This window comes from Neisseria subflava (genome assembly GCF_003044645.1).
GTDB classification, from domain to species: Bacteria; Pseudomonadota; Gammaproteobacteria; order Burkholderiales; family Neisseriaceae; genus Neisseria; species Neisseria subflava_B.
On record NZ_POXL01000008.1, the window covers coordinates 76,516 to 89,364 of the forward strand.

Here is a 12,849-nt window from a genome sequence, read left to right on the forward strand (position 1 = left end):
TCTGTTTGGCCGTCTGAAACCAAAATATTTTGTTTGAATGTTTTTCAGCTGTATCTAGTGTGGTTTTTTGGTGTGAACGCAAGTTTCAGACGGCCTTGGGAAAGGGGTAGCCGTGTGTATCGATGTCATCGGCGGCGGCCCACGGCGTGTGGATAAGGGTGGACGGCAGGTGCGCCAATTCGGGGACGTAACTGCGGATGTAGCTGCCGTCGGGATCGATTTGATGCGAACGGTGGGCATAGCGTACGGTGGCCGTGTCTTGTGCGGCGAAGTGCCAGTTGGCTTGGTTGAGCGCGGGGTCGGTGCCGGTTTGGACGGAGGCTGTCCACGCGATGCCTTGGTTGGGGTCGAAGTTGAGCGCATGGCAGAAATAGTGGGCGCACAGCTGCTGGAGAACGGGGTGTAAGTGGCCGGTGGCTTCGAGGCCGCGGATGGAGGCATCGATGACGGGTACGCCGGTTTGGCCGTGTCGCCAGTATTCGCGTACCGGAGCGGCATCGGTTGTTTCGGGCAGGCGGCGGTGGTAGGCGAGCTGGTAGCAGTAGTCGCGGAAAATGAGCTTGTCCAGCCACTCGAAATGTCGGTTTGCCAAGCTTTCGGCAGCCAGCAGGTGCGGTGAAATGCAGCCTGCGGACAGGTAGGCATTGAGGAGGCTGGTGTTTTTTCGTGCCGGAAAGTTTTGGGTAATCGGATAGTGAACCAAATTCTGTTTGAACGCGTGCCATTGCGTTAAGGCTGCGGTTTCGCCGCCCTGTTGATAGGCAGGCAATACTGCGCCGGTATGGGCTGGAAACAGTGGAACGTTTTGTCCGGTTTGAACAGGCAATTCGGTTTCAGACGGCCTTTGTCCTGAATAAGCCTGCAACCATGCTTGTTTATAGGCGGCAAAATCGGTGTAGGGCAGGCCGTTGGCATCCATGAGGGGGGATTTGGCCAAAATGCCGCGGTCGTTGGCGTGTTGCAGGGTAATGCCTGCTCGGTCGAAATTGTGCCAGAGGTGGTTGTCTTGGCGGATTTCGGCTTCGGTGTAGGCTTCGTCTGTGATGATGGTATGGGCATTGAGCGCAGCAGCCAAGGGGAGGAGGTCTTCATCGGAAGCGACGACATATAAAGGAATATGATGCGCCGCCAGACGGATATGCAGCTCCTGCGCGGCTTGATAGTGGAACAGGCTTTGACGCGGATTGTGGTTTTCAGACGGCCTTTGGCTGATCCAGACGCAGGCGATGGGCAAACCGCTTGCAACGGCGGCATTAAGCGCGGCATTGTCGTGCAGGCGGAGGTTGCGGCGGAACCAGACAAGGACGTGAGCAGATTTCATGAGCATGTGCCGACGGAAAAGGGGGAGACCATTTTATCAGAATCAGCCCCATGTATCAGGCCGTCTGAAAAATCTTTTGGTTTGATTTTGCTATATAATTTTGGTTTTAGCAATGAGGCGGCAACCATGACCGAGCAAACCGTTTTGGCACTCATTACCTGCCAAACCTATCCCGAACCATCGGACAACCTGAAAACATTGGCGGCATGCTTGGAAAATATGGGCGTAAAAACCGTATTTGATGCGTGGCAAAACCATCCGTCCGCGCCGTTTTTACTGCCTTTGTGCGCATGGGATTATGCCGCCGAACCCGAAGCTTTCCGCCAATGGCTGGAGCAAGCCGAGCGGGTGGGGCAGCGTTTTATCAATCCGCCCGAGCTGATGGCTTGGAATATGGAAAAGACTTATTTGTGTGATTTGGCGGCGCGCGGCGCGCAAGTGATTCCCAGCGTGTTCGTTCCGCCGCAAACAGCCGAATTGGCCGACATTTTGAACCAACAAGGCTGGACGGAAGCGGTCATCAAGCCGGCATTCGGGCAGAGTGGCAAAGGCGTGGTCAAAATTTGTGCGGAGGTATTGGACGTGAACATGGCGGATTATCCGCAAGGCATGATTGTTCAACCGTATATCCGCGAAATCGAAACAGTAGGCGAAACATCGCTGGTGTTTTTCAACGGCATATTCAGCCATGCCGTGCGCCGTCAGCCGCCACAAGGCGAATGGCGCGCCAACTCGGCCTATGGCGTGTCGGTGTTCGGTATTGAGCCGCCCGAATTTGCTATCCATGCCGCGCAAGACGTACTGGCCGCTTTGCCACAAATACCGGTTTATGCCCGAGTGGACGGTACATTGGTCGGCGACACCTTCCTGCTCAATGAATTGGAACTCATCGAGCCCGCCCTGTATTTGCACACCAGCGAAGGCGCGCCGGAACGCTTTGCCCGACTGTTGGCGCAGTTGCTTGGGCAACATTCATCAACCTGAATCAATATAGTTAACAAGCATCAGGCCGTCTGAAAACCATCTTTCAGACGGCCTGAGGCTTTTTTTAAAACAAGATTTGCGTGTTTGTATTTTTCAATAATGTGCCATTTGTCGATTGTGTCATTTTAATTGTTGCAGTCTTAATTGATGGTTGATTAACTTTCATTTGGCATTTTATCTCGGCCTCAGCCTTTATTTTTAGCGGATTGTAAACAATCTGACCGGTCTAAATAAATATCTTTTTAGGGTAAAACCTCAAAAATCTTTTTAAAAAGAAAGATATTGTCTTATTGAATATTCTGTGCTGAAATTACATGACACTACAAAAAGTAGTGCATAAAAAATAAAACAGACAAAGGAGAAAGCCATGCAATTGTTTTTAGACAATCTCAAAGCCTTTTTCGAAACCATCAGCGGCTGGGTCTGGGGACCTATTATGTTGATGCTGCTGGTTGGTACGGGCATTTTGCTGACCGTGTTGCTGAAAGGTTTGCAGTTCACCATGTTGGGTTATGCTCTGAAACAGGCGTTTGTGCCGTCAAAGAAGCATGAAAACGGCGAAGACCACGAAGGCGATATTTCCCATTTTGCGGCGTTGATGACCGCGCTGTCTGCCACCATCGGTACGGGTAACATTGCCGGTGTGGCGACTGCGGTGGTAACCGGCGGTCCGGGCGCAGTATTTTGGATGTGGATGACTGCCATTTTCGGTATGGCCACCAAATACGGCGAGGGCGTGTTGGCGGTGAAATACCGCGTCACCAATTCCAAAGGCGAAATGTCCGGCGGCCCGATGTATTACATCGAAAAAGGCTTGGGCAAAAACTGGAAATGGATGGCCGTTGCGTTTGCGCTGTTCGGCACATTCGCTTCCTTCGGTATCGGCAGCTCGGTGCAGTCCAACTCGGTTGCGCAGGCAGTACAAACCAGCTTCGGCGTCGAACCTGCCTATACCGGCGTGATATTGACCGTATTAACGGCCATCGTGCTTTTGGGCGGCATTAAGGGCATTGCCAAAGCCGCGTCCTTTATCGTACCTGCCATGGCAGTGTTTTATGTAGTGGGCGGTATTTCCATTATTGTCGTGAATTCTGACGCACTGATGCCTGCCGTCAAACTGATTTTCTCCGATGCGTTCAGCGCGCAAGCTGTGGCCGGCGGTGCCATCGGTACGGTCATCCGCTACGGCGTGGCGCGTGGTGTGTTCTCCAATGAGGCAGGTATGGGTTCTGCGCCGATTGCCGCCGCCGCCGCGAAAACCGACCACCCCGTCCGTCAGGCTTTGGTTTCCATGACCGGTACTTTTTTGGACACCATCGTTGTCTGCTCGATTACCGGTATCGTTTTGGTCATGGGTCTGCTCGGCGCAGGCGGCGAGTTTGTGAAACCTGAATTGAGCGGCGCGGCACTGACAACCGTCACTTTCCAAAAAATGCTGCCCGGCATCGGCGGCTGGATTGTCACCATCGGCCTGATTTTCTTCGCCTACTCAACCATTCTCGGCTGGTGTTATTACGGTGAGAAATGCGCGGTTTACGTCTTCGGCGAGAAGTTTGCCGGTTTGTACCGCGTCGGTTATGTTTCTTCCGTCATGCTGGGTACCGTGTTGAGCCTTGATTTGGTGTGGCTGGCTTCGGACACATTCAACGGCTTGATGGCATTGCCCAACCTGATTGCGCTTTTGTTGATGGCTAAAGTCATCGTCAATGAAACGCGCGACTTCAAACAAAAAATCAAAAACGGCGAATTGCCGCATTAATATCCAAGGCCGTCTGAATCTGAACATTCAGATGGCCCGATGTATATTAAGTCTGTTTGGAAAAAAGTCAGAGGAGGAGAAAAATGAAAGTGCTTGTTTTAGGTGCTGGTGTTGCCGGCGTATCTTCCGCGTGGTATCTGGCAGAAGCAGGACATGAAGTAACGGTCATCGACCGCGCAGAGGGTGTGGCGATGGAAACCAGTTTTGCCAATGCAGGCCAGCTTTCCTACGGCTATACCACGCCTTGGGCGGCACCCGGTATCCCGACCAAAGCGCTGAAATGGCTGTTTAAAAGCCATCCGCCTTTGCTGTTTCGCCCTGACGGCAGCCTGTATCAAATCGAATGGCTGTGGCAAATGCTGCAAAACTGCACGGCAGCGCGCTATCAAACCAACAAAGAGCGCATGGTCAGGATTTCCGAATACAGCCGTGAAATGTTCCGCCGTTTTGAAGCGCAAACCGGCATGAATTTCGAGGGACGCAAAAAAGGCACTTTGCAGATTTTCCGTCAAGCCAAAGAAGTCGAAGCGGCAGAACAAGACATTGCCGTTTTGGAACGCTACGGCGTGCCGTACCGCCGTCTGAAACCCGAAGAATGCGCAGAATTCGAGCCTGCGCTGGCGCGCGTTACCGCCAAAATTGCCGGCGGCCTGCACCTGCCTGCGGACGCAACCGGCGACTGCCACCTCTTCACTGAAAACCTATACAAATTGTGTCAGGAAAAGGGCGTACAGTTTCATTTCAACCAAACCATCCGCCGCATCGACCACAATGGGCTGCGCATCAAAGCCGTTGAAACTGAAACAGGGCGGTTTGAAGCAGATGCCGTTGTCTGCGCGCTCGGCTGCTTCAGCAGGACTGTGTTGGCTCAGTTGGATCTCAATCTGCCGATTTATCCCGTCAAAGGCTATTCCTTGACTCTGCCCGTCACCAATTCAGACGGCGCACCGGTTTCCACCGTTTTAGATGAAAGCTACAAAGTCGCCATCACGCGCTTTGATAACAGAATCCGCGTCGGCGGCATGGCGGAATTGTCCGGCTACGAAATCAAACTGTCCGAAAAACGCCGCGAAACGCTGGCTTTGGTCGTCAACGATTTGTTCCCCGAAGGCGGCGATTTGAAACAAGCATTGTTCTGGAGTGGTCTCAGACCGATGACGCCCGACAGCACGCCGTTAATCGGCCGCACCCGCTTTGACAACCTGTTCCTGAATACCGGCCACGGTACTTTGGGCTGGACCATGTCGCTAGGCTCGGCAAAATTAACCGCCGATATCGTGAGCGGCAAAGACACCGAAATCCGCAGCGACGACTTGAGCCTGTCGCGCTATCAGGCTTAAGCTGGAAAGCGATAAGGTTTAGTGACATTTCAAACTTAAGGGCCGTCTGAAAACCATTTTTCAGACGGCCTTTTGTTTCAAAATCCGGGTATCCAATCAATAAAATAAATAATAACTATTATCATACGCATTAAAAAGTGTTAGTCTGAACCTGTCCCAGCTTTTAGCGCAGGTCTTCTCATGCCCGATTTTTCGATGTCCAATTTGGCCGTTGCTTTTTCCATCACGCTGGCTGCCGGTTTGTTTACCGTATTAGGCAGCGGCTTGGTGATGTTTTCCAAAACGCCCAATCCGCGTGTGTTGTCGTTTGGTTTGGCATTTGCCGGCGGTGCGATGGTTTATGTTTCTCTGACGGAGATTCTCAGTAAATCCAGCGAGGCGTTCGCTGAAATTTATGATAAAGACCACGCGTTTGCGGCGGCGACCATGGCATTTTTGGCCGGGATGGGCGGCATTGCGCTGATTGACCGCCTGGTGCCGAACCCGCATGAAACCTTGGATGCGCAAGACCCGTCGTTTCAAGAAAGTAAACGCCGCCATATCGCACGAGTCGGTATGATGGCGGCGTTTGCGATTACGGCACACAATTTTCCCGAAGGCTTGGCGACGTTTTTTGCCACCTTGGAAAATCCGGCGGTCGGGATGCCTTTGGCCTTGGCGATTGCCATCCATAATATTCCGGAGGGCATTTCCATCGCCGCGCCGGTTTATTTTGCCACCCGAAGCCGTAAGAAAACGGTATGGGCGTGTCTGCTATCCGGCTTGGCCGAGCCGTTGGGGGCGGCTTTGGGCTATTTGGTTTTGCAGCCGTTTTTGTCGCCTGCCGTGTTTGGTTCGGTGTTCGGCGTGATAGCCGGCGTGATGGTGTTTTTGGCGTTGGACGAGTTGTTGCCGGCCGCCAAACGCTATTCAGACGGCCATGAAACCGTTTACGGCCTGACAACAGGCATGGCGGTGATTGCCGTCAGCCTGGTGTTGTTCCATTTTTAAAACCCGTATGCCAAAGGCCGTCTGAAATGATTCAGACGGCCTTTTTGCGTTATAATCCGCACATCAAAAATAACCTTAATTTCACAAAGTTCCATCATGTTAGACAAATACAATCCAGCCGAAATCGAATCCAAACATTATCAAAACTGGGAAAAGCAGGGCTATTTCCAGCCTGATATGGATTTGACGAAACCGTCTTTCTCCATCCAACTGCCGCCGCCCAACGTAACCGGCACGCTGCACATGGGCCATGCCTTCAACCAAACCATCATGGATGGCCTGACCCGCTACTACCGCATGAAAGGCTGCAACACCGCCTGGATTCCGGGCACCGACCACGCGGGCATCGCCACGCAAATCGTGGTCGAGCGTCAGCTTGCCGCGCAAAACGTGTCTCGTCATGACTTAGGCCGCGAGAAATTCTTGGAAAAAGTGTGGGAATGGAAAGAAGTTTCCGGTGGCACGATTACGCAGCAAATGCGCCGCGTGGGCTGCTCTGCCGACTGGACGCGCGAATATTTCACGATGGACGACGTGCGCGCCGAAACCGTAACCGAAGTGTTTGTGCGCCTGTTTGAGCAAGGCTTGATTTACCGCGGCAAACGCTTGGTGAACTGGGATCCGGTATTGGGTACGGCAGTGTCTGATTTGGAAGTGGAAAGCGTGGAAGAACAAGGCTCTATGTGGCACATCCGCTATCCGCTGGCCGATAATCCTGCCGAAGCCGTTATCGTCGCCACCACCCGCCCCGAAACACTGCTGGGCGACGTGGCCGTTGCCGTCAATCCTGAAGACGAACGTTATACCTATTTGATTGGCAAGGAATTAATCCTGCCGCTGACCGGCCGCACCATTCCGGTTATCGCCGACGAATACGTTGAAAAAGACTTCGGTACCGGCTGCGTGAAAATCACGCCTGCGCACGACTTTAACGACTACGAAGTCGGCAAACGCCACGACACGCGCCTGATTAATGTGTTCGATTTGGAAGCCAAAGTGCTGGCTAACGCCGAAGTGTTCAACTTCAAAGGCGAAGCGCAACCAGGCTTTGCCCTGCCTGAAAAATACGCAGGCTTAGACCGCTTTGCCGCACGCAAACAAATGGTTGCCGATTTGCAAGAACAAGGTTTCTTGGTCGAAATCAAACCGCACACGCTGATGACGCCGAAAGGCGACCGTACTGGTTCAGTGATTGAGCCGATGCTGACCAGCCAATGGTTTGTCGCCATGTCCGCCACGCCAAACGGCGGCGAGCCTGACAGCGAGTTCAAAGGCTTGAGCCTTGCCGACAAAGCTAAAAAAGCCGTCGACAGCGGCGCAGTGCGCTTTATCCCTGAAAACTGGGTCAACACCTACAACCAATGGATGAACAACATCCAAGACTGGTGTATCTCGCGCCAACTGTGGTGGGGTCATCAAATCCCTGCATGGTACGACAACGAAGGCAATGTGTACGTCGCCCGTAATCAGGAAGAAGCCGAAAAACAAGCCGGCAAAACCGGTTTGACCCGCGAAGAAGACGTATTGGATACATGGTTCTCCTCAGCGCTCGTGCCGTTCTCCACATTGGGCTGGCCGTCTGAAACCGACGAACTCAAAGCCTTCCTGCCGTCCAACGTCTTGGTCACCGGCTACGAAATCATCTTCTTCTGGGTGGCGCGCATGATTATGATGACCACCCACTTCACCGGCAAAGTACCGTTTAAAGACGTGTACATCCACGGCATCGTGCGCGACCACGAAGGCAAAAAAATGTCCAAATCCGAAGGCAACGTCATCGACCCTGTGGATTTGATCGACGGTATAGACTTGGAAAAACTGCTGGTAAAACGTACCACCGGCCTGCGCAAACCCGAAACCGCGCCGAAAGTGGAAGAAGCCACGAAAAAACTTTTCCCCGAAGGCATTCCGAGCATGGGTGCGGACGCATTGCGCTTCACCATGGCGAGCTACGCCAGCCTCGGCCGCAGCGTCAACTTCGACTTCAAGCGTGCCGAAGGCTACCGCAACTTCTGCAATAAATTGTGGAACGCAACCAACTTCGTGTTGATGAACACCGAAGACAAAGACTGCGGCCAAGACGAAATGCAGCCGTTGGCGTTTACCTTTGCCGACCAATGGATTATCGGCAAACTGCAACAAGCCGAAGCCGCCGTTGCCGAAGCCTTTGAAACCTACCGCTTCGACCTTGCTGCGCAAACGCTGTACGAATTTGTGTGGAACGACTATTGCGACTGGTATATCGAATTGGCCAAAGTGCAAATCCAAACCGGCTGCCCCACCACCCAGCGCACCACGCGCCGCACCTTGGTTCGCGTGCTGGAAGCCGCATTGCGCCTGCTGCACCCGATTATCCCGTTCATTACCGAAGAGCTGTGGCAGGCCGTCGCCCCGCTGGCCAACGCCAAAACCGCCGACAGCATTATGCTGGCCGCCTATCCCAAAGCCGACCCGGAAAAAATCGTGCAGGCTGCTTTTGACAAAATGGCGCAACTGCAAGACCTGATTGGCGCCGTGCGCAACCTGCGTGGCGAAATGGGCATTGCCCCGAACGTGAAAGCGCCGCTGTTTGTCGAAAGCGCGGATGACTTGGCGGACTACCTCAAATACCTGCCGATGATGACCCGCCTGACCGAAGCACAGCAAGTCGCCGCCCTGCCCGAAAGCGAAGACGCACCTAGCGCCGTCTGCAATTGCGCGCGCCTGATGCTGAAAGTTGAAATCGACAAAGCCGCCGAAACCGCCCGTTTGAGCAAAGAAGCCGAGAAGCTGCAAAAAGCCTTGGACAAACTCAACGCCAAACTCTCCAAACCCGGCTACACCGAAAAAGCCCCGGCGCATTTGGTGGAAAAAGACAAAGCCGATTTGGCGGAATTGGAAGACAAAATGGCGAAAGTTCAAACTCAGTTGGCGAAGTTGAAAGACTGATTTTGATTTAAACAAGGCCGTCTGAAAACCTGAAACCAGGGTTTTCAGACGGCCTCATTAAAAGGAAATCAAATGATGGACTTCATCGTGCCTATATTGTTCATCGTCGCCATCGTCGTGCTTCATATTTATACCTGCTTTACCGAAGCCGTCCACCTCAACAAATGGCGGCCGTGGTTGATTATTCTACTGTTGATTTTGACCGGCACTTGGTTTATCTACTTCGTCAGTCGTACCGCACTGATGAAGTTGGGTGTCCAGCTGGTGCTGATTGCCGGTCTCGTGATTTATATTTCTTGAACGTCCGCCTGCAGTAAAATACTCGCAAAGGCCGTCTGAAAATGCAGCTTCAATGTCGTTGCAACTTTTCAGACGGCCTCTTTTAAGAAAGGAAATAGATGAAACTCTTTATTCTGCCGGTGCTTTTATCCGCAACAACCGCCCTGGCTTCTCCAATTGTCGGTACATGGCATTGCGTTGGCTCTGATGAAAACATTCACGGTGATACAAAAGTCGAATATCTTCAGGACGGCAGTTTCCGTGGCGACGCTAAGCTCAAAGTGGACGATGACGGCAATGTCTTGGCATACCATGTTGTCGGTGGGGGTAAATGGCGTTTTGAGAACAATGCCTTAACCCAAAGCCAAATCAAGTACAGTGAAGTTTTACGACTCCAGAGCCCTGAAACATTGGCGTGGTTGGAAGAATCAGAAGACGGCCAATTCTTGGAAAGCATGATATACACCGGATTGGTCGCGCAGATGGACAAGCCCGGTGAAGATGAAGTGTATCAACTGGATAAAACAGGCAAATTGGTGTCTGAAGACGGGACTGCCCGTGAGGTATGTACGAAAGTGAAGTAAAAAGTGCTTGTAGATCAGATAGGTTTGTCTGATTGATGGCTTAGATAACAAAGGCCGTCTGAAACTTAAATTTCAGACGGCCTTTTTCTTTTTCAATCCATCAAATTCAATCAAACCAAACAATCTGACTTTCATCCACGCTGATGCGGATTTCCTGTCCGGTTTGCGGTTTATCCGTATCGTGGTCGGCGTGGGGATACCAAATCAAATCGCCGTATTGCGGATGGGCGAGGGTAAGGCGTATGCCTTCGGCGAGGGGGACGGCTTCGCTGATGCGGACGGCTGTGCCGTTCGGGTCGAATCGGATGGCGTGTTGGGGAATGTAGCGTGTGTCGCCGGTGTTGGCCAAACCGAGCAGCAGGGCGGCTTGGGCGTTGACGGGGCGTCGGATAAGGGTTTCCGGCGTGCCGTGTTGGAGGATGCGGCCTTCGTGCATGATGGCGATGGTGTCGGCCATGGTGCAGGCTTCCTCGGCGGAGTGGGTCACGAGGATGGCGGGGATGTTTTGACTGCGGATGCGTTCGGCGGTCAGGGTGCGCAGGTGGTGGCGCAGGTGGGTGTCGAGGCTGGAGAAGGCTTCGTCCAAGAGCAACAGCGACGGGCGCGTGATGAGGGCGCGTGCGAGGGCGAGGCGTTGCTGTTCGCCGCCGGAGAGGCTTTCGGGTTTGCGTTGCGCTTCGTGTTCCAAACCGATGTCGCGCAAGGCCTGCAAGGATTGTTCTTCGATTTCGGCTTTGGGCAGGCGGCGCATTTTAAGGCCGAAGCCGACGTTGTCGAGGGCGGTTAAATGCGGCAAAAGGGCGTAGTCTTGAAACATCAGCGAGATATTGCGTTTTTCAGACGGCATGTCGGTGATGTTGTCGCCGTTGAGCCAGACTTCGCCGCTGTCGGGACGCACCAGGCCGACGATGGTTTTGAGCAGGGTGGATTTGCCGCAGCCGGAGCGGCCGAGTACGGCGAGGATTTCGCCTGCTTCGACGTTTAGGTTGATGTCTTGGGCAACGGTTTTGCTGCCGAAGCGTTTGTTGATGTTTTTGAGTTGCAACATGGTTTCAGACGGCCTTTAAAAATGGGGTCGGCAACGGATGCTGTCGAGCCATGCGGACAGCGGATGTTTGGGGTCGATTAAGCCGTATCGACGGCAGGCTTCGATCGTGACCAGCTGGGCATCGTGCATCATGTGTCCGCCCAACATGGCATCGATCAGGGTGGGGATGTCCATCAGTTCAAAACCGGCAACTTCGCCGTCTTGGTTGGCGGGTTGGAAGCCTTCGGGCAGGACGATGTCGAAAATATACAGGATTTCGTTGTGGACACCGCGATTAACGGAGCGCAAACTATATATTTGGGCAGTCGGTCGGATATGGGGTGTCAGTGAAGCGGGAATGCCGGCTTCTTCTTCACTCTCGCGGCAGACGGCTTCAGACGGCCTCTCGCCGCTGCTGATGCCGCCGCCGGTCAGATTGTCGAGTTTGTTTGGATCGACGGCTTTGTGCGGACTGCGGCGGCCTATCCAAAAGCGCAAACCGTCTTCTGTTTCGACCAATCCGTTCAAATGCACTGCCTGACTCATCAGGCCGAACGGACGGAAGGCTGCGCGTTCGAGTGAGCATAAAGGCTTGCCCGACTGGTCGCAGATGTTGAACTTTTCACCGCGCCAACCTTTGAGCCAACCGCACTCGCTCCATTGTTGCGCCAGCGTTTGCAAACTGTCGCCCATCTGAGCCCAGCTGTCTGTTTCCAAATTCAGGCCGTCTGAAAGGGTCGACTGACTGCCTGTCCAATCTTGCCCGAGGCGTTCGCGCCATAACGGGTTCAGACGGCCTAAAGGCAGGCCGTTGAGATACAGAATGCACCAATCGTCGGATGCGCCATAGCTGGTTTGCGCCCAATCCCACAATGCGTCGTGGATATCGGACGCGAATACCTGTTCAAAACGGAAAGACTGAGACATGGCGCATCCTCCAAAAGAACTAAAGATACGTCGATTTTAGCTGTTTACGGCAAATTTGCAAAACAACCGCACTACCCGAAAACCGCTATAATAGAGTAAACCATCCGAAACGAGCACATCATGAGCGAATTGAGCGAAATCCTCGCCTATAACCAACATTTCGTCGAAACGGGCGAATACGAAAAATATTTCACCAACAAATACCCCGGCCGTGAGCTGGCCATCCTTTCCTGCATGGATGCACGCATTATTGAATTGCTGCCCAATGCCTTGGGCTTGAAAAACGGCGATGCCAAGCTCATCAAAAACGCCGGTGCGCTGGTGACCCACCCTTGGGGTTCGGTGATGCGCAGTTTGTTGGTCGCCGTATTTGAACTCAAAGTCAAAGAAATCATGGTCATTGCCCACCACGACTGCGGTATGCGCGGACTACACGCCGAAGAGTTCCTCCAACGCGTACACGACAGCAATATCCCCGACGACCGCATCGAAACCCTGCGCAATGCCGGTATCGATTTGGACGGCTGGCTGACCGGTTTTGACAACGTCGAAGACAGCGTGCGCCATACCGTCGAACTGATTCGCAAACATCCGCTGATGCCCGACAACATCGCCATCCACGGCCTGGTCATCCACCCGACCACAGGCAAGCTCAACCTGATTGTTGACGGCAGCCTGCCTGCTTCAGACGGCCAAAACATCTAACGCAG

Annotated in this window: 11 protein-coding genes; 8 read left to right on the forward strand and 3 right to left on the reverse strand. The window is 53.2% G+C overall.

Annotated features, from left to right (window positions below; all coding sequences use genetic code 11):
* Positions 1-85: 85 nt before the first annotated feature.
* Positions 86-1,321 carry an FAD-binding domain-containing protein gene (locus tag DBY97_RS09495; RefSeq protein WP_234394550.1) on the reverse strand — a complete coding sequence of 412 codons (1,236 nt, stop codon included), beginning with the start codon at positions 1,319-1,321 and terminating at the stop codon, positions 86-88.
* 126 nt (positions 1,322-1,447) lie between these two features.
* Between DBY97_RS09495 and DBY97_RS09500 the strand changes: the two genes are divergently transcribed.
* From DBY97_RS09500 to DBY97_RS09530, 7 genes are all read left to right on the forward strand, one after another.
* Positions 1,448-2,305 carry an ATP-grasp domain-containing protein gene (locus DBY97_RS09500; RefSeq protein ID WP_107858174.1) on the forward strand — a complete coding sequence of 286 codons (858 nt, stop codon included), beginning with the start codon at positions 1,448-1,450 and terminating at the stop codon, positions 2,303-2,305.
* A gap of 367 nt (positions 2,306-2,672) precedes the next feature.
* Positions 2,673-4,064, forward strand: a complete 1,392-nt coding sequence (locus DBY97_RS09505; protein ID WP_049330762.1) for an alanine/glycine:cation symporter family protein — start codon at positions 2,673-2,675, stop codon at positions 4,062-4,064.
* Positions 4,065-4,147: 83 nt separating this feature from the next.
* Positions 4,148-5,404, forward strand: a complete 1,257-nt coding sequence (locus tag DBY97_RS09510; protein ID WP_107858175.1) for a D-amino acid dehydrogenase — start codon at positions 4,148-4,150, stop codon at positions 5,402-5,404.
* Positions 5,405-5,584: 180 nt separating this feature from the next.
* The gene (gene zupT, locus DBY97_RS09515) at positions 5,585-6,394 is read left to right on the forward strand and encodes a zinc transporter ZupT (RefSeq protein ID WP_107858176.1); all 810 of its coding nucleotides are present in this window, start codon (positions 5,585-5,587) and stop codon (positions 6,392-6,394) included.
* 96 nt (positions 6,395-6,490) lie between these two features.
* Positions 6,491-9,322 (forward strand): valine--tRNA ligase, encoded by a 2,832-nt coding sequence (locus DBY97_RS09520; protein ID WP_107858177.1) that lies wholly within the window; start codon positions 6,491-6,493, stop codon positions 9,320-9,322.
* Between the two features lie 72 nt (positions 9,323-9,394).
* Positions 9,395-9,622, forward strand: coding sequence for an enterochelin ABC transporter (locus tag DBY97_RS09525; RefSeq protein WP_070645656.1), 228 nt, complete (start codon positions 9,395-9,397; stop codon positions 9,620-9,622).
* A gap of 98 nt (positions 9,623-9,720) precedes the next feature.
* Positions 9,721-10,185 carry a hypothetical protein gene (locus tag DBY97_RS09530; protein ID WP_107858178.1) on the forward strand — a complete coding sequence of 155 codons (465 nt, stop codon included), beginning with the start codon at positions 9,721-9,723 and terminating at the stop codon, positions 10,183-10,185.
* A 106-nt stretch (positions 10,186-10,291) separates the two neighbouring features.
* On the opposite strand, the gene DBY97_RS09535 is transcribed toward DBY97_RS09530, so the two are convergent.
* Positions 10,292-11,233, reverse strand: coding sequence for an ABC transporter ATP-binding protein (locus DBY97_RS09535; RefSeq protein ID WP_107858179.1), 942 nt, complete (start codon positions 11,231-11,233; stop codon positions 10,292-10,294).
* A 15-nt stretch (positions 11,234-11,248) separates the two neighbouring features.
* Positions 11,249-12,139 carry an NUDIX hydrolase gene (locus tag DBY97_RS09540; protein WP_107858180.1) on the reverse strand — a complete coding sequence of 297 codons (891 nt, stop codon included), beginning with the start codon at positions 12,137-12,139 and terminating at the stop codon, positions 11,249-11,251.
* 120 nt (positions 12,140-12,259) lie between these two features.
* On the opposite strand from DBY97_RS09540, the gene DBY97_RS09545 reads away from it, so the two are divergent.
* Positions 12,260-12,844 (forward strand): beta-class carbonic anhydrase, encoded by a 585-nt coding sequence (locus DBY97_RS09545; RefSeq protein WP_049322449.1) that lies wholly within the window; start codon positions 12,260-12,262, stop codon positions 12,842-12,844.
* Positions 12,845-12,849: the final 5 nt, after the last annotated feature.